Raw genomic sequence first — 17371 nt, forward strand, 5'->3', positions numbered from 1 at the left:
CTCCGCGCATGCAGCCCGACGCCGCCAGCCAGGTCGAGCGCGTCGCCGAACGCGTGCGCGATGGCGTCGATACGCGTGCGCTGAGCGGCCTGCAACCGTTGCTGGAATACCGGCTGGTCGAACTGGGCGGCAGCATGCTGACGGTCGGCGGCGTGCTGAGCGCGCTGCTGGCGGTGGTGGCGATGCTGCTGCTTTCGCGGTTGGCCGGCAGCGCCATCAAGCGCTACGGCAAGCGCAACCCGCGTGCCAACCCCGCATCGTTGTACACGGTCTCACGCATCCTGCATTACCTGCTGCTGGCGCTCGGCGTGATGTGGGCGCTGGACGCGCTCGGCATCCCGATGAGCAAGTTCACCGTGTTCGCCGGCGCGCTCGGCGTCGGTCTCGGCTTCGGCTTGCAGCAGATATTCAGCAACTTCGTCTCCGGCCTGATCCTGCTGTTCGACCGCTCGCTGAAAGTGGGTGACTTCATCCAGCTCGACGACAACGCGCGCGGCGTGGTCAAGGCGATCAACATCCGCTCGACCCAGATCACCAGCAACGACAATATCGACATGCTGGTGCCGAATTCCGAATTCGTCAGCAAGCGCGTCACCAACTGGACCTATCGCTCGGTCAATCGCCGCATCCGCGTGCCGTTCGGCGTCGCCTACGGCGTGGATAAGGAATTGGTGAAGAAAGCGGCGCTGGAGGCGGCGTCGAACGTTCCCTTCACCCTCAGCATGACTGGCGACAAGGCGCCGCAGGTCTGGTTGGTGGAATTTGGCGACAGCAGCGTGAATTTCATCCTCGCGGTCTGGCTGACCGAGGCCGCCGCGCGCCGCAACGTGGCGGTCAAGGCCGCCTACATGTGGGAATTGGACACGGCGCTCAAGAAATACGGCATCGAGATTCCGTTCCCGCAACAGGATCTGCGCCTGCGCAGCTTGTTCGGCCTGGAAGGCGCGCAGGCACTGGCCGCCCTGCGCGGGCAAGTGCCCGAACGGGACGACGATGCCTCCCCCGAAAACCAACAGCTCGGCGAGGAAGAACGCGCGCGGCTGGCGCGCAACGATGCGCGCGCCGACGCCGAACGCGAGATCGAGACCGACGCGCTGGCAGAAAGACAATTGCAACAAGCACGGAGAGACCACGATGGCCCAGGTTGAAGTGAAAGTTCCCGACATCGGCGGCCATGCCGACGTGCCGGTGATCGAGGTGCTGGTGAAGCCGGGCGAGGTCGTCGCCCGGGATCAGGGGCTCGTCACGCTGGAATCCGACAAGGCGACGATGGAAGTCCCCTCCAGCGTGGCCGGCACGGTGAAGGAAGTGAAAGTGACGCTGGGTGATACGCTCTCGGAAGGCGGCGTCGTGGCGATCGTCGAGACCGAAGGCGAGGCCGCCGCCGTGCCGGAAACGCCGGCCCCGGCCGGAAAGCCCGCATCCGCCAGGCCCCCCGAAACGCCGCCGCCGGCGAAGGCGGAAACCGCATCCGCGCCGAAGGCGGCTTCCGCCAGCGGTCAGCCCGCCGACATCGAATGCGCGATGGTGGTGATCGGCGCCGGCCCCGGCGGCTACACCGCCGCCTTCCGCGCCGCCGACCTCGGCCTCGATACCGTGCTCGTCGAGCGCTACGACACGCTCGGCGGCGTCTGCCTCAACGTCGGCTGCATTCCTTCGAAGGCGTTGCTGCACGCCGCGGAAGTGATCGACGCCGCCGCGCATGCCTCGGATTTCGGCGTGCGCTTTGGCAAGCCCGAGATCGACGTCGAGCAACTGCGCGGCTATAAGGAAAAAGTCGTCGGCCAGCTCACCAAGGGATTGGCCGGCATGGCGAAACAGCGCAAGGTGCGCACCGTGCGGGGCACGGCGAAGTTCGCATCGCCGCATGAGCTCGTCATCGAAGAGGCGGGCGGTAAGATCCAGCGGCTGCGCTTCCGGTATTGCGTCATCGCCGCCGGCTCCCAGGCGGTGAAGCTGCCCGGCTTCCCCTGGGACGACCCGCGCGTCATGGATTCCACCGACGCCCTCGCGCTTGCCGAGGTGCCGAAGAAACTGCTGGTGGTCGGCGGCGGCATCATCGGGCTGGAGATGGCCACCGTCTATCGTGGCCTCGGCAGTGAAGTGACCGTGGTGGAGCTGGCGCCGCAACTCATCCCCGGTGCCGATGCCGACCTGGTCAGGCCGCTGGCCGCGCGCCTCAAGGCGCAGGGCGTCGCCGTGCATCTGCGGACCAAGGTGGTGGAAGCCAAGGCGCAGAAAAACGGCATTCACTGCGCCTTCGAAGGCGAAAGCCTGCCCGAGGCCAAGCGCTACGACCGTGTGCTGGTGGCGGTGGGCCGCAGCGCCAACGGCGGCAAGCTCGATGCCGAAAAGGCCGGCGTCGCGGTGGGCGAGCGCGGGCTGATCCCGGTCGATGCCGAAATGCGCACCAACGTGCCGCACATCTTCGCCATCGGCGACCTGATCGGCCAGCCGATGCTGGCGCACAAGGCCACCCACGAAGGCAAACTGGCCGCGGAAGTGGCGGCGGGCGAGAAGAAGACGTGGGTGGCGCGGGTGATCCCCAGCGTGGCCTATACCGACCCCGAGATCGCCTGGGTCGGCGTGAATGAGAACGAGGCGAAGGAAAAAGGTCTGAAGATCGGCGTCGGCAAGTTCCCGTGGGCCGCCTCGGGCCGCGCGATCGGCCTTGGCCGCACCGAAGGCTTCACCAAGCTGGTATTCGACGAGGAAAGCCACCGGGTGATCGGTGGCGGCATCGTCGGCCCGCATGCGGGCGAATTGATCAGCGAAGTGGCGCTGGCCATCGAGATGGGCAGCGAGGCGGCCGACATCGGCCACACCATCCACCCGCACCCGACCCTGGGAGAATCCGTCGGCATGGCCGCCGAGGTCTACGAAGGCACCATCACCGATCTCTACATTCCGAAGAAAAAATAGCGAGGTCCGCCCGCCGGCGACTCAGGCGGGCAGGGGCTGGCCGGCGCGCCGGGCCTCGATGCGTTTCCAGACCTTCTCGTGCAGATGGAAAGCGACGGTGTTGCAGGTCGGCTCGACCAGCGCCAACGCGCCGCCGACCCAAAGGCTGCCGGTCATCAGCCAGCCGACCAGAAAGGCGACGCTGAAATGGACGCAGGCGAAGCTGAAAGTCTTGGACATGACGAAATCCATTGAATGATATTTCGTTTCATTTAGTGACGGGTCACAGCGATTGTCCAATTCAACCGATCGCCTGTTTCGATTTGTCTTATCTATCGAAAGAGACGGTTGGAACTGAATGGAGGCTTGGCTTGTCTCGGCTTTTTCACGCCTGCTATACTTTCAAGGCTTCGCGGGGCCGGTTTTCGGCCGGAAGCGCGCCGCAGGAAAGCCCATGTACGATCCAGTCGCCCGATCCAAGCGGATGGTGAGGCAGGCCGCCTTGCGGCAGATGTTGGCAGTGGCGTTGGCCGCCGTGGCCGCCGGATTTCTGGCGCCCGGGGGGCTTCGCTTCGGTCTCGGTGTATTCGTCGGTGGTCTGGCCGTTGCCCTGGGCAACTGGCTGGCCGCGCGGATCGCCTTGGCAGGGGGCGTGGCGCCCGCCAACGTCGTGCTGGTTCGCTGGTTCGCCGGCATCGTCGTGCGCTGGGGCGTGTTCCTGGCGGTGATGGTCGGGGCCGTCGCGGCATGGAAACTGCCGCCATTGGCCCTGCTGATCGGCGTGCTGGCGGCACTGGTCGCTTATGTGGTGTCGGTATCGTTGAAAACTGTCAGGAATTCCAACCAGTGATGGCTCCCGAACAAGGCGGCGCGTTGACGCCGACCGAATACATCCAGCACCACTTGAAAAACTTGACGGCGAATGTCGGCCAGGGTGATTTCATGACCCTGCACGTCGACACCTTCGTCACCGCGGTGCTGATGGGCCTGTTCATGGTCTTCCTGTTCTGGCTCGCCGTGCGCAAGCCGACCGCCGGCGTGCCGGGCAAGTGGCAGGCGTTCGTCGAAATCTGCCTGGAGTTCGTCCATACCCAGGTCAAGGACACCTACCACGGCAAATCCAAGCTGGTGACGCCGATCGCCATCACCATCTTCTTCTGGATCCTCCTGATGAACCTCATCAAGATGATCCCGGCCGACTTCATCGCCAAGCCGCTCGAACTGGTCGGCATCCACTTCTGGAAGCCGGTGCCGACCGCCGACGTCAACGCCACGCTCGGCATGTCGATCAGCGTGTTCTTCCTCATGATCGTCTTCTCGCTGCGCGCCAAGGGCCTGGGTGGCTTCACCAAGGAATTCCTCACCGCGCCGTTCGGCGAATGGATGATGCCGTTCAACCTGATCCTCAACATCGTCGAATGGGTGTCGAAGCCGATTTCGCTCGCCATGCGACTGTTCGGCAACATGTTCGGCGGCGAAATCGTCTTCCTGCTGATCTGGGTGCTCGGCGGTGCCGGCATCCTCGGCATGCTCGGCGGCGCGGCCTTCGGCTTCGGCTGGATGCTGTTCCACCTGCTGGTCATTCCGTTGCAGGCGTTCATCTTCATGATGCTGTCGATCGTCTATCTCAGCCTCGTCGAAGACGCGCACTGACCCTTTCGTTTCACCCTTCGCTGTTCCCCTTCACTTCGCAAAAACCCGTTTGGAGATCACCATGGAAGCTCTTGCCAACCTCGCACAGGTCCAGTCCTTCACCGCGCTGGCCGTCGGCATCATGATCGGCCTGGCCGCGCTCGGCGCCGGTCTGGGTCTGGCCATCATGGCCGGCAAGTTCCTCGAATCCGCCGCCCGCCAGCCGGAACTGATCCCGGCGTTGCAGGTGCGCATGTTCATCACCGCCGGCCTGATCGACGCCGCGTTCATCATCTCGGTCGCCGTCGGTCTGCTGTTCGCTTTCGCCAACCCGTTCATCGGCGAATTCGTCTCGCGCCTGGGCTGATCTCCGGCTTGCGGGGCGTGGCCGCGCATCGCCGGCCACGCCCGGTTCCAACCGCGTCGCAAGGCGCGAAGCCTGAAGTCAACGCCGAGACCCGGACATGAACATCAATCTCACCCTGATCGCACAAGCGATCGCCTTCGCCGGCTTGATCCTGCTGGTGGCCAAGTTCATCTGGCCGCCGCTGCTCAATGCCATCGAGGAGCGCCAGAAGAAGATCGCCGAGGGCCTCGCGGCCGCCGACAACAGCCAGAAGGCGCTGGCCCAGGCCGAGGAAAAGGCCAACGAGGAACTCAAGGTCGCGCGGGCCAAGGCCAACGAGATCATCGAGCAGGCCCATCAACGCGCCAACCAGATCGTCGAGGCCGCGCGCCACGAGGCGGTCGAGGAAGGCGTGCGGCAGAAGGCCATCGTCGAGGCCGACATCGCCGCCAGCGCCAACCGCGCCCGCGAGGATCTGCGCAGGCAGGTATCGATGCTGGCGGTGGCCGGCGCCGAGAAGCTGATCCGCCGCGAGATCGACCCGAACGCGCACAAGGCGCTGCTGGACGAACTGGCTGCCGAGATCTGACATGAGCCAGAACGCCACCCTCGCCCGTCCCTACGCCCGCGCCGCGTGGCTGGCCGCCCGCGATGCGGGTGGCGCGGCCGCATGGTCGGAAGCGCTGGGCTTCGCCGCCCGCGTGGCCGCCGATCCTCAGGTGGACAGCCTGCTGGGCGATCCGCGTCTGAGCCGCGACGACGCGGTCAAGCTGCTTTCGCCGGAAAACGCCAGCGAGGCCGTGCAGGGCTTCATCCGCCTGCTGGCCGAAAACGGTCGCATGAAGCTGCTGCCGGAAATCGCCGGTTTGTTCGAACAACTGCGCGCCGAAGCGCAGCGCGTCGTCCGGGCGAAAGTCATCACGGCCGCGCCGATATCCCAGCCGGAGCTGGGCAGGCTGGTCGAGGCGTTGAAACGTCGCTTCGGTCGGGAGGTCGAGGCCGAGGTCAGCATCGACGAATCGCTGATCGGCGGCGCGCTGATCGACGCCGGCGACGTGGTGATCGACGGCTCGCTCAGGGGCAAGCTGGCCCGGCTGGAAACGGCATTGGCGCAGTAGGGCGGGCATCGCGCGCGACTTTTTGCCGCGCGCCGGGCCCACTTCCAAACAAGATGAAACCGTCGTGCCGCAGGCGCGGCACACGACACAGGAACCACAGACATGGCAACCACCACGCTCAACCCGTCCGAAATCAGCGAACTGATCAAGAACCGCATCGAGCAGGTCAAGCTGGGCTCGGAAGCGCGCAACGAAGGCACCGTGACCAGTGTGTCCGACGGCATCGTGCGCATCTACGGTCTGGCCGATGCGATGCAGGGCGAAATGATCGAGCTGCCGGGCAATACCACGGCGCTGGCGTTGAACCTGGAGCGCGATTCGGTTGGCGCGGTGGTGCTGGGTGATTACGAGCATCTGCGCGAAGGCGACGTGGCCAAGACCACCGGCCGCATCCTGGAAGTACCGACCGGCCCGGAACTGCTGGGCCGCGTGGTGAACGCGCTGGGCGAGGCGATCGACGGCAAAGGCCCGATCAACGCCGCCACCTCGGCGCCGGTGGAAGCCATCGCCCCGGGCGTGGTCTGGCGCAAGTCGGTCAGCCAGCCGGTGCAAACCGGCTACAAGTCGATCGACAGTATGATCCCGATCGGCCGCGGCCAGCGCGAGCTGATCATCGGCGACCGCCAGACCGGCAAGACCGCCATCGCCATTGACACCATCATCAACCAGAAGTCCTCGGGCATTAAGTGCGTCTACGTGGCGATCGGGCAGAAGAACTCGACCATCGCCAACATCGTGCGCAAGCTGGAAGAAAACGGCGCGCTGGCCTACACCACGGTGGTGGCCGCCTCGGCTTCGGAATCGGCCGCGATGCAGTACATCGCCGCCTATTCCGGCTGCACCATGGGCGAATACTTCCGCGACCGCGGCGAAGACGCGCTGATCATCTACGACGATCTCAGCAAGCAGGCCGTGGCCTACCGCCAGATTTCGCTACTCCTGAAGCGCCCGCCGGGTCGCGAAGCCTTCCCGGGCGACGTGTTCTACCTGCACAGCCGCCTGCTGGAGCGCGCCGCGCGGGTCAACGAGGACTATGTGGAGAAGTTCACCAACGGCGCGGTGAAGGGCAAGACCGGCTCGCTGACCGCGCTGCCGATCATCGAGACCCAGGCCGGTGACGTGTCCGCCTTCGTGCCGACCAACGTGATCTCGATCACCGACGGTCAGATCTTCCTGGAAACCGATCTGTTCAATGCCGGCATCCGTCCGGCGGTGAATGCCGGTATCTCGGTGTCGCGCGTCGGCGGCTCGGCCCAGACCAAGATCATGAAGAAGCTTTCGGGCGGCATCCGCATCGCGTTGGCGCAGTACCGCGAGCTGGCGGCCTTCGCCCAGTTCGCCTCCGACCTGGACGACGCCACCCGCAAGCAGTTGGAACGCGGCCAGCGCGTCACCGAGCTGATGAAGCAGAAGCAGTACTTGCCGATGTCGGTGGCCCAGCAGTCGCTGTCGATCTATGCCGCCGACAAGGGCTACATGGACGACGTGCCGGTCGCCAGGATCGGTGCCTTCGAGGAGGGCTTGCAGGCGCACTTCGCCAACAGCCTGGGTGAGCTGATGAGCAAGATCGACGCCACCGGCGATTGGAACGACGAGATCGAAAACGCCTTCAAGCAGGGCATCGAGGACTTCAAGAAGACCGGCACCTGGTAATGGAAGGGATCAGGGGCCAGCAAAGGCGGCTTACCTGACCCCCGACCCCTGGTCTCTGAACCCTAGAGCGAGCAAAGCGAGCAAAAAATGGCAGGCGGACGCGAAATCAAAACCAAGATCAAGTCGGTGCAGAACACCCGCAAGGTGACGCGCGCACTGGAAATGGTCTCGGCCTCCAAGATCCGCAAGGCGCAGGAGCGCATGAAGGCCTCGCGTCCGTATGCGCGGGCGATGAAGCAGTTGATCGGCCATGTCGCCCAGGCCAACGGCAGTGACTACGTGCATCCGTGGATGGTCGAGCGCAAGAGTGTCAAGCGCGTTGGTTACATCATCGTCTCCTCCGACCGCGGCTTGGCCGGCGGCCTCAACAACAACCTGTTCCGTAAGCTGCTGGGCGAGATACGCAAGTGGCACGAGCAGGGCGTGGAAGTGGATATCGTCACCATCGGCCAGAAGGCGTCGGTGTTCTTCCGCCGCATCAAGGTCAACATGCTGGCGACGGTGACGCACCTTGGCGATACCCCGCACGTCGAGCAGCTGATCGGCGTGATCAAGGTGATGCTGGATGCCTACGACGCCGGTAGCGTCGATCGCGTGATGCTTTGCTACAACGACTTCGTCAACACCATGACCCAGCGCGCGGCCTTCGACCAGTTGCTGCCGCTGCCGCCGGCCGAGGCGCAGATGGCCCGCCACAGTTGGGACTACCTCTACGAGCCGGATGCGCAAACGGTGCTGGAGCACCTGATGGCTCGTTACGTGGAATCGCTGGTGTACCAGGCGGTGATGGAAAACGTCGCCTCCGAGCACGCCGCGCGCATGGTGGCGATGAAGGCGGCCAGCGACAACGCCACGAAGCTGATCGGCACGCTCAACCTGGTCTACAACAAGGCCCGCCAGGCGGCGATCACGCAAGAGATTTCGGAAATCGTGGGCGGCGCGGCGGCGGTCTGACGCCCAAGCGACGCCACAACAAGACAAGAGACTGAGGAAACCACCATGAGCCAAGGCAAGATCGTCCAGATCATCGGCGCCGTCGTCGACGTCGAATTCCCGCGCGAAAGCGTGCCGAAGGTGTACGACGCGCTGAAGGTGCAGAACACCGACATCACGCTGGAAGTGCAGCAGCAACTGGGCGACGGTGTGGTGCGCGCGATCGCGCTGGGCTCGACCGATGGCCTGAAGCGCGGGCTGGTGGCCGATAACACCCACCGCGCCATCGCGGTGCCGGTGGGCGAAGCCACGCTCGGCCGCATCATGGACGTGCTGGGCAACCCGATCGACGAGGTCGGCCCGATCCAGGCCAAGGATCACTGGGAAATCCACCGCACGGCGCCGAGCTACGAGGACCAGGCATCGACCAACGAACTGCTGGAAACCGGCATCAAGGTGATCGACCTGATGTGCCCGTTCGCCAAGGGCGGCAAGGTCGGCCTGTTCGGTGGCGCGGGCGTGGGCAAGACCGTGAACATGCTGGAGCTGATCAACAACATCGCCACCCAGCACAGCGGCCTGTCGGTGTTCGCCGGCGTGGGCGAGCGCACCCGCGAGGGCAACGACTTCTACCACGAGATGCAGGAAGCGGGCGTGGTCAAGCTCGACAACCTGCCGGAATCCAAGGTGGCGATGGTCTACGGCCAGATGAACGAGCCGCCGGGCAACCGCCTGCGCGTGGCGCTGACCGGCCTGACCATGGCCGAATATTTCCGTGACGAAAAGGACGCCAGCGGCAAGGGCCGCGACGTGCTGTTCTTCGTCGACAACATCTATCGCTACACGCTGGCCGGTACCGAAGTGTCCGCGCTCCTGGGCCGCATGCCCTCGGCGGTGGGCTACCAGCCGACCCTGGCCGAGGAAATGGGCGTGTTGCAGGAGCGGATCACCTCGACCAAGACCGGCTCGATCACCTCGATCCAGGCCGTGTACGTGCCGGCGGACGATTTGACCGACCCGTCGCCGGCCACCACCTTCGCGCACTTGGATTCGACCGTCACCCTGTCGCGCCAGATCGCCTCGCTCGGCATCTACCCGGCGGTGGACCCGCTGGATTCGACCAGCCGCCAGATGGACCCGAACGTCATCGGCCACGAGCACTACGACACCGCGCGCCGAGTGCAGGGTACCTTGCAGAAGTACAAGGAACTGAAGGACATCATCGCCATCCTCGGCATGGACGAGCTGAGCGAAGAGGACAAGCTGGCCGTGGCCCGCGCGCGCAAGATCGAGCGCTTCTTCTCGCAGCCGTTCCACGTGGCGGAAGTGTTCACCGGCTCGCCCGGCAAGTACGTGTCGCTGAAGGACACCATTCGCGGCTTCAAGATGATCGTGGATGGCGAGTGCGACGACATCCCCGAGCAGGCGTTCTACATGGTCGGCGGCATCGACGAGGCCATCGAGAAGGCGAAGAAGATCGCGGCCTGACCGCGGCGGGCTGAAGGGAGAATCCGATGGCTAACACCCTCCGTTGCGACATCGTCAGCGCCGAGGCCGAGATATTCAGTGGCGAGGCCACGATGGTCGTCGCCACCGGCGAAGTGGGCGAGCTGGGCATCGCGCCCAGGCACGCACCGCTGATCACCCGCCTCAAGCCCGGCAAGGTCGTCGTGACCACGCCGGCCGGCGAGCAACTCGACTTCGCCATCTCCGGCGGCATCCTGGAAGTGCAGCCTGAAGTCGTCACCGTGCTGGCGGACACCGCCGTGCGCGCCGATGACATCGACGAAGCGGCCGTGCGCGCCGCCAAGGAAGAGGCCGAGCGCATCCTGGCCAACCGTGGCGAGGCGATGGAAGTGGCCGAGGCGCAGAAGCGGCTGGCCGAGGTCACGGCCCAGCTTGCCGCGCTGGAGCGCCTGCGCAAGAACCTTAAGCACTGATTTTCCGCGTTCGCGGGATGGAAAGCGGCGGATCATCCGCCGCTTTTCCGTCGTGTGCCCGTCGCGTCGCCGTCGCCTGGCGGATTTGTCGGCCAAGGTGGCGGAAGGCGGCGTTTTCCCCCGGCGCTAGGCGCCTGCCGGTGGCTTGCGCTTGTATATCCAGTGACGTGAAAGCACGAAGCCGGCCACGCCCAGCGCGATTTCGACCACCGGCTTGGCCAGCCACGCCCAGGCGATGCCGAAATAGTCGTCCACCCGCGTCACCGCCCAGGTGCTGACGAACGTGGTGCCGATCCACATCGCCAGGAAGCGCGCGAACTGCACGCGCCCGATCTCGGTATCCCCGTCGGCGAACGTGTAGCGTCCGTTGAGCCAGTAACCCAGCAGCGCACCGCTGATGCGGCCGGCGATGTTGGCGTGCGCCACCGATAGCCAGAGATGGCTGAGCAGCACCATCACCCCCCAGTCCAGGAGCCACTGGATGCCGCCGACTAGCAGATAACCGCCTGCGTGTCGGCGCAGGCTCATGGGAGGCGTTCCAGGCGGTGGAAGGGCATGAGGCGGCACGGGGGAATCGGTGGCGCATCGTAGCAATGCGCCACCGCGTGGTCGTTAGAATATTGTCACGAATCAGGAGCCGTCCATGACCGATGCCCCGTTGCATGTCGTGATCCTCGCCGCCGGCGAGGGCAAGCGCATGAAGTCCCGCACGCCGAAAGTGCTGCAAAAGATCGCCGCCCGGCCGATGCTGGCGCACGTCGTCGATGCCGCGCGCGGCCTGGCGCCGGCCGGCATCCACATCGTTTACGGCCACGGCGGCGAACAGGTGCTGGATGCCTTCGGCGACCAGCCCGATCTGCAATGGGCCGAACAGCGCGAGCGCCTCGGCACCGGACACGCCGTGCAGCAGGTCATCGAGCAGATTCCGGATGGCGCGCGCGTGCTGGTGCTCTATGGCGACGTGCCGCTGACCGCCGCCGATACCCTGCGTAAGCTGCTGGCGAAGGAGGCGCGGCTCGCCGTGCTGGTGGCCGATCTCGACGACCCGACCGGCTATGGTCGCATCGTCCGCGATTCGCAGGGCAACGTCGGGGCCATCGTGGAGGAGAAAGACGCCAGCGCCGAGCAGAAGCGCATCCAGACCATCAACACCGGCATCCTCGCTGCCGATGGCAATGCGCTGCGCAATTGGCTGGCGCATCTCTCCAACGACAACGCGCAGGGCGAGTACTACCTGACCGACGTATTCGTCCGGGCCGCGCGCGAATATACCGCCGCCGAGATGGTGCACGTCGCCGACCCGATGGAAACCGAGGGTGCCAACGATCCCTGGCAGCTTGCCCAGCTCGAACGCGCTTTCCAGCGGCGCGCGGTCAAGGCGTTGTGCGCGCAGGGCGTGCGCTGCGCCGATACCGCCCGGGTGGATGTGCGCGGCAGGGTGCGCGCCGAGGGCGATGTGGAAGTGGATGTCGATGTGATTTTCGAGGGCGAGGTGGTGTTGGGCGAGGGCGTCAAAGTCGGCCCATTCTGCCGGCTGAAGGACGTGACGCTCGGCCCCGGCACCGAGGTGCGCGCGCATTGCGACCTGGAGGGCGTGCGCACCGAGGGCGCGGTGCAGATTGGCCCGTATGCGCGGCTTCGCCCGGGCACGGTGCTGGCCGATGGCGCGCGCATCGGCAATTTCGTCGAAATCAAGGCCTCGGTGTTCGGCGTCGGCAGCAAGGCCAATCACTTGAGCTACATCGGCGATGCCGAGATCGGCGCGACGGTGAACATCGGCGCGGGCACCATCACCTGCAACTACGACGGCGTGAACAAGGCGAAGACCCGCATCGGCGATGGCGCTTTCATCGGCTCGAACTCGTCACTGGTCGCGCCGCTCGCCATCGGCAAGCGGGCCACCATCGGTGCGGGTTCGGTCATCACCCGGGATGCGCCGGAGGGCGAGCTGAGCGTCGGCCGGGCGCGCCAGCAGACGTTGGAAGGTTGGCGACGCCCGGTGAAGAAACCGGCGTGAAGCCGGCTTGCGCGCGCGGGTATCCGCGTGCGCTTAGCGATCCATCGAAGCACCGAATGCCGGCCCGTCGATGGCGGTGATCCGGCATCGATCTGTGGCGTAACGTTCGATGACCCGTTGGGACGCGGTATAAGACGCCGTGTGCCGGGCGAGTGTTGAGCGCCATAGCCCGGCCGCGACCCATGCATCCCTGCCGATCTTCGAATGAGGGGCGGCGAGGCGCGGCCATGGTGGCGCTTCGCCGCGTGGTGCCAGACTGAGCCGGCCGTCGGATGGGTGCCCGGCATCTCTGGAACCGGCTTCACCTGAAATCGCCACGAGTACGCGGCACCCAGCCAATTGCCGTATCTGAACATCAAGAAGCTCGCCCGCTTCCAGCGACCCGGCCATCGTGTCACCGACAATCGCCGGATCAACTCCGATGGCATCGGCTGGGAGTATGTGTACCTGGCGATCGGTGATCACTTGCGCGTGGCGTTCGGCTCCATCGAACTGGACGCGTGTGGCATCAGCGCCTGCCGGGCACTGCTACAGGCCCGCAGGCTGGGCGTGCGCTTCGAACGTGTTCTCGCCGACAGCGGTGCCTGTTACCGCTCACGGCTCTTCCGCCGTGTCGTCCGTCGGCTTCGCATCCGCCATCCACGCACGTGCCCCCACACGCCACGTATCAATGGCAAGGCCGAACGCCTGGTGCGAACGCGTCCGCGTGAATGGGCCCATGCCCGATCCCATGCAATGTCCGATCACCGTGCCGACGCCTTCGTGCACTGGCTGCACCAGTACGATTGGCGCCGGCCTCACGCCAGCCTGGGCCACAAGCCGACTATCTTCCGTATCCCGGTGAACAACCTGGTGGGTTTTCTCGGCTAGTCCGGCAGCGAGAGGCTGACGCACAGGCCGCCGCCTTCGCGGTTGGCCAGCGCGATATGCCCGCCGTGGGCCTCGATGATCTCGCGGGTCAGCGCCATGCCAAGGCCGGTGCCGTGGCGTTTGGTGGAGTAGAACGGCAATAGCGCCTGTCCCAGCACCGCTTCGCTCATGCCGTTGCCGCGGTCGAGTACGTCGATGCGCCACCCCTTCGGTTGGCGGCGTAGTTGCAGCCGCACTTCGTTGCCGTCGCCGCCGGCTTCGTGCGCGTTTTTAAGCACGTTGAGCAGGGCCTGCTCCAGTTGCGCGGGGTCGGCGCGGAAGCCGGCATCGCCATGGGTTCCATCCCAGGCGAAAGCCACCTGGCTTTTCAGCGGCACGAGAAACAGCGACCACAGGTTGGATCGCAGACGCGGCGCGGGCAGTTTGGCGAAACGAGCGTAGTCGCGGATGAACGCTTCCAGGTGGCGGGCACGCTCTTCGATGGTGGCGAGCGCCAGTGGAAGCCTCTCGTATTGACGGCGCCGCAGCAGCTCGCCGCCGGAATGCGCGAGCGAGGCGATTGGCGCCAGCGAGTTGTTCAATTCGTGGCTGATGACGCGGATCACCTTCTTCCAGGTCTGCACTTCCTGCCGGCGCAGCTCGGCGGTGAGCTGGCGCAGCAGCACCAGTTCGTGGCGGCGACCGTTGAGGCGGAAATGCCGGCGGGAGAGGTGATAGATGTCCTCGTCGTCGTCGCTGCCGATGCCGAAGATCGCATCGCCGCCACGTTGGAAGGCCAGCCGCAGGGCATCCGGCGCGGTATCGAGCAGGGCGGCGAATTCCCTTCCCTCGATGCGATGGCCGTCGCCCAGCAATTTGCGCGCGGCCAGATTGCCCAGTACCACGCGGCTGGCGTTGTCCACCAGGGTCATCGCCACCGGGGTGTTCTGGACGATGGTGTCGAGCAACAGTTCGCGTTGCACCAGTGCGATACGCTGCTCGCGCAGGGTCTCGCCCAGGCGGTTGTGCGCGGCGACCAGTTCGGCCAGCTCGTCGCGCCAACGCCAGGCCAGCGAGAAACTGAAATCACCATCGCGATAACTGTCCACGGTGCCGGCCAGCGCGCGGTACATCGATTGCACCCTGGCTTGCAGGTACAGGACGTGCAGCCACATGGCCGGGATCAGCGCCGCCGCCGCGCCCAGCGCCAGCCATGTGCCGCCGCCCTGGTGGAGCACGCCGCCGGCCACGCCGAGCATCGCCAGCGCGTACAGCGCCGCCAGACCGGCGATGCGGTGCCGGAAGGCGATGCGGCTCAGCATGACGCGTTCATTCCCGCCCGATTCCCAGCCGATCCATGCGCCGGTACAGCGCCTGCCGCGAGAGGCCCAGCTCCGCCGCCGCCTGCGCGATGATGCCGCGGTGGCGGCGCAGCGCGCCTTCGATTTCCGCGGTGGTCGGCTCGTGATGCGCGGATTCGCGGGTTTCGCCTGGCTGCAATCCGAGTGCTTCCGCCTCGATCCATTCGTGTCTGGAAAGCAGCGCCGCGCGTTGGACGACGTTGCGCAGTTCGCGCACGTTGCCCGGCCAGGTGTGCGTCAGCAAGGTGCGTTCGGCCTCCGGGGAGAGGCGCTTGTCGTCGCCCAGGAAGTGCCGGGCCAGGGGCAGGATGTCCTCGCGGCGCTCGGCCAGGGGCGGCAGGCGCAGCTCGATGGCGTTCAAGCGGTAGAACAAGTCCTCGCGAAACTCGCCGCGTTCGATCATGGCCGGGAGGTCGGCATTGGTGGCGGAGACCACCCGTACCGTCGCCGTTTTCTCGCGGTTGCTGCCCAGGCGCGAAAAGCGGCCGGTTTCCAGCACGCGCAGCAGCTTGGCCTGCCCGGCGGGCGGCAGGGTGCCGATTTCGTCGAGGAACAGCGTGCCGCCGTCGGCGGCCTCGAACTTGCCTTCGCGGGCGCGGTTGGCGCCGGTGTAGGCGCCGGCTTCGGCGCCGAACAGTTCGGCTTCGATCAATTCGGCCGGCAATGCGCCGCAGTTGAGTGCGACGAACGGCCCGCGCGCCACCTGCGAATTGGCATGGAGGATTTCGGCGATCTTTTCCTTGCCGCTGCCGTTTGGCCCCGTCACCAGCACCGGCAAGGGCGAGGCGGCGATCTGGCAGGCGAGGGCGAGCACGCGCTCGCTGGCGTCGTCGGCATAGACGACGCCGCGCAGGTCGTGCCTGTCGGCCAGTGCCTCGCGGCGTTTGCGCGTTTGCCGGGTGTTGGCCGAGAGCGTGCGCTGAACTTCGGAAAGCTCCAGCAGGTTGCGCACGCTGGTGAGCAGTTTGCTGTCATCCCAGGGTTTGCCGAGATAATCCGCCGCGCCGGCCTTGACCAGTTCCACCGCGCGTTCGAGCTGGGTCCAGGCGGTCAACAGAATCACCGGCATGTCGGGCCAGGTCGCGCGGATGTCGTTGAACAGCACCACGCCTTCGTCGCCGCTGGTGGTGTCGGCCTCGAAGTTCATGTCGGCGATCACCAGGTCGATGTCGCCGCGTTCGAGCCGCGCCAGGCCCTCGCCGGGGCTGGCCGCCGCCACGGTGTCGATGCCGTGCAGTGAGAACAGGAGTTCCAGCGCGGTGGCGACGGAGGGGTTGTCGTCGATGACGAGGACGGTCGGCATGGCGTTCAGCAAGAAAACCCGGATGACATTGTAGGAGCGAAGTCGGCCGCGACGGCTTCTCTCTCATGGGGAATGGGCATGCGCGGGCTCAAACGCTGCGCGTCGCCGTGGCCGGCGGAATCGACGCCGCGCGCAACGCCGGCCACAACACCGCCAACTGGCCGAGCGCCCACAGCAGCAGCGCGCCGATGGGCAGGTATTGCAGTGGCAGGCGTGGCAGTTCGTACTTGGACATCAGCCACTGGTTGACGCCGTAGGCCAGCAGCATCCCCAGTGCGATGCCGACGCTGGCCAGGAGGAGATTCTCGGTTTGGAAATAGCGCAGGATGTCGCCGCGGGTGGCGCCCAGCGCGCGGCGCACGCCGATCTGCCGGGCGCGCTGCTGCACCCAGAAGCTGGCCAGCCCGACGATGCCGAAGGCCGTCACCGCGAGCAGAATGATCGAGACGATGGCGAGCAGCCAGACCATCGCCTTGTCCTGGGCGAAGAAGTTCTTGCGGATTTCGCCAAAGGTCTGTTGGTCGAGAATCACCCGGCGCGGGTTCTGCTTCTTGATTTCGGCGACGGCGGCTTTCAGCACCTCCCGCGGGTTCGCGTCCGGCCGGGTGCGGATGAGGTAGCGATGCGCCAGCGTGTAGGGGAGATTCATCGGCAGCAACATCGAATATTGCGCTTGCTCGGGCGACCATTGGGTACTGCTGGGGCGCAGCAGCGAATCGACGATGCCGATGATGGTGGTCGCTTCCTCGCCGATGTAGAACGGCTTGCCCAGCGCGCTTTCTCCAGGGTAGAGCTTCTCCGCCATGGTGCGGGTGACGATGGCGACTTTGGGCGGATGGGTGTTGAAGGCGGATTCGTCGGGGATGTCCACGAACTCGTCCGGGGCGAACATGCGCCCGGCCGTCAGTTTCAGGCCGAAGGTGTCGAGCATCGCTGCCTCGCCCATGTACATGGTGGCGTTGAGCATCTGGCCTTCGGCGCCGGGCTTGGTCGAGATGCCGCTGTTCCACGAACTGTTGACCAGCGGCAATTGCGATACGAGGCTGGCGTTGGCGACGCCCGGCAACGCGCGGAGGGCGGCCAGGTCGGCGCGAGTCTGCGCCATCGCATTGTCCTGGCGGCCGATGCCCGACAAGCTGATGTGCAGCAGGTGGGCCTCGTCCACGCCAGAGCGCACGCTCACCGCATCGATGCGGCGATCGATGAGGAACAGGGCATTGCAGAGGATGGCGCAGGTCAGCGCCACTTCCGCGAGCAGGATGGCCACCGCCGATTTGTGGCGGGAAAGCGCGGAGAGGATGGGGCGGAAATGTTTCAT

18 protein-coding genes are annotated in these 17371 nt (G+C 65.8%); 13 read left to right on the top strand and 5 right to left on the bottom strand.

Annotation, left to right across the window (positions count from 1 at the left end):
• Positions 1–8: 8 nt before the first annotated feature.
• Both EBB59_RS07650 and lpdA read left to right on the top strand, forming a co-directional pair.
• Positions 9–1148 (top strand): mechanosensitive ion channel family protein, encoded by a 1140-nt coding sequence (locus tag EBB59_RS07650; protein WP_122101564.1) that lies wholly within the window; start codon positions 9–11, stop codon positions 1146–1148.
• Positions 1135–2922, top strand: coding sequence for a dihydrolipoyl dehydrogenase (gene lpdA / locus EBB59_RS07655; RefSeq protein WP_122101565.1), 1788 nt, complete (start codon positions 1135–1137; stop codon positions 2920–2922). The genes EBB59_RS07650 and lpdA overlap by 14 nt, the downstream gene beginning before the upstream one ends.
• A 21-nt stretch (positions 2923–2943) precedes the next feature.
• On the opposite strand, the gene EBB59_RS07660 is transcribed toward lpdA, so the two are convergent.
• Positions 2944–3141, bottom strand: coding sequence for a DUF2061 domain-containing protein (locus EBB59_RS07660; protein WP_122101638.1), 198 nt, complete (start codon positions 3139–3141; stop codon positions 2944–2946).
• Positions 3142–3355: 214 nt separating this feature from the next.
• Here EBB59_RS07660 and EBB59_RS07665 point away from each other — a divergent pair, with 214 nt between their 5' ends.
• From EBB59_RS07665 to EBB59_RS07705, 9 genes are all read left to right on the top strand, one after another.
• On the top strand, positions 3356–3751 hold the full coding sequence (locus EBB59_RS07665) for a hypothetical protein (protein WP_122101566.1): 396 nt from the start codon (positions 3356–3358) through the stop codon (positions 3749–3751).
• Positions 3751–4554: a F0F1 ATP synthase subunit A gene (atpB, locus tag EBB59_RS07670; protein WP_122101567.1), complete on the top strand. Its 804-nt coding sequence runs from the start codon at positions 3751–3753 to the stop codon at positions 4552–4554. The genes EBB59_RS07665 and atpB overlap by 1 nt, the downstream gene beginning before the upstream one ends.
• A gap of 61 nt (positions 4555–4615) precedes the next feature.
• Positions 4616–4900: a F0F1 ATP synthase subunit C gene (gene atpE / locus EBB59_RS07675; RefSeq protein ID WP_100309728.1), complete on the top strand. Its 285-nt coding sequence runs from the start codon at positions 4616–4618 to the stop codon at positions 4898–4900.
• 97 nt (positions 4901–4997) lie between these two features.
• A complete protein-coding gene (locus tag EBB59_RS07680) occupies positions 4998–5468 on the top strand; it encodes a F0F1 ATP synthase subunit B (protein WP_122101568.1) in 471 nt (156 codons plus the stop codon).
• Position 5469: 1 nt separating this feature from the next.
• Positions 5470–5997, top strand: a complete 528-nt coding sequence (locus tag EBB59_RS07685; RefSeq protein ID WP_122101569.1) for a F0F1 ATP synthase subunit delta — start codon at positions 5470–5472, stop codon at positions 5995–5997.
• Between the two features lie 102 nt (positions 5998–6099).
• A complete protein-coding gene (gene atpA / locus EBB59_RS07690) occupies positions 6100–7650 on the top strand; it encodes a F0F1 ATP synthase subunit alpha (protein WP_122101570.1) in 1551 nt (516 codons plus the stop codon).
• Between the two features lie 87 nt (positions 7651–7737).
• Positions 7738–8604, top strand: a complete 867-nt coding sequence (atpG, locus tag EBB59_RS07695) for a F0F1 ATP synthase subunit gamma (RefSeq protein ID WP_122101571.1) — start codon at positions 7738–7740, stop codon at positions 8602–8604.
• A gap of 45 nt (positions 8605–8649) precedes the next feature.
• Positions 8650–10071: a F0F1 ATP synthase subunit beta gene (gene atpD / locus EBB59_RS07700; protein ID WP_122101572.1), complete on the top strand. Its 1422-nt coding sequence runs from the start codon at positions 8650–8652 to the stop codon at positions 10069–10071.
• A 26-nt stretch (positions 10072–10097) separates the two neighbouring features.
• Complete coding sequence (locus EBB59_RS07705) at positions 10098–10523, top strand: F0F1 ATP synthase subunit epsilon (RefSeq protein WP_122101573.1); 426 nt, start codon at positions 10098–10100, stop codon at positions 10521–10523.
• Positions 10524–10649: 126 nt separating this feature from the next.
• On the opposite strand, the gene EBB59_RS07710 is transcribed toward EBB59_RS07705, so the two are convergent.
• Positions 10650–11051 (bottom strand): GtrA family protein, encoded by a 402-nt coding sequence (locus EBB59_RS07710; protein WP_122101574.1) that lies wholly within the window; start codon positions 11049–11051, stop codon positions 10650–10652.
• Positions 11052–11166: 115 nt separating this feature from the next.
• On the opposite strand from EBB59_RS07710, the gene glmU reads away from it, so the two are divergent.
• On the top strand, positions 11167–12540 hold the full coding sequence (gene glmU, locus EBB59_RS07715; RefSeq protein ID WP_122101575.1) for a bifunctional UDP-N-acetylglucosamine diphosphorylase/glucosamine-1-phosphate N-acetyltransferase GlmU: 1374 nt from the start codon (positions 11167–11169) through the stop codon (positions 12538–12540).
• 339 nt (positions 12541–12879) lie between these two features.
• On the top strand, positions 12880–13410 hold the full coding sequence (locus tag EBB59_RS07720) for an integrase core domain-containing protein (RefSeq protein WP_122101576.1): 531 nt from the start codon (positions 12880–12882) through the stop codon (positions 13408–13410).
• On the opposite strand, the gene EBB59_RS07725 is transcribed toward EBB59_RS07720, so the two are convergent.
• The 3 genes from EBB59_RS07725 to EBB59_RS07735 all read right to left on the bottom strand — a co-directional run bounded on the left by EBB59_RS07725 (position 13407) and on the right by EBB59_RS07735 (position 17371).
• Positions 13407–14648 carry a sensor histidine kinase gene (locus tag EBB59_RS07725; RefSeq protein ID WP_425451815.1) on the bottom strand — a complete coding sequence of 414 codons (1242 nt, stop codon included), beginning with the start codon at positions 14646–14648 and terminating at the stop codon, positions 13407–13409. The genes EBB59_RS07720 and EBB59_RS07725 overlap by 4 nt on opposite strands.
• A gap of 70 nt (positions 14649–14718) precedes the next feature.
• Positions 14719–16053: a sigma-54-dependent transcriptional regulator gene (locus tag EBB59_RS07730; RefSeq protein ID WP_122101639.1), complete on the bottom strand. Its 1335-nt coding sequence runs from the start codon at positions 16051–16053 to the stop codon at positions 14719–14721.
• Between the two features lie 88 nt (positions 16054–16141).
• The gene (locus EBB59_RS07735; RefSeq protein ID WP_122101578.1) at positions 16142–17371 is read right to left on the bottom strand and encodes an FtsX-like permease family protein; all 1230 of its coding nucleotides are present in this window, start codon (positions 17369–17371) and stop codon (positions 16142–16144) included.

The sequence above is a fragment of the Solilutibacter pythonis genome, assembly GCF_003697345.1.
Taxonomy (GTDB): Bacteria; Pseudomonadota; Gammaproteobacteria; order Xanthomonadales; family Xanthomonadaceae; genus Solilutibacter; species Solilutibacter pythonis.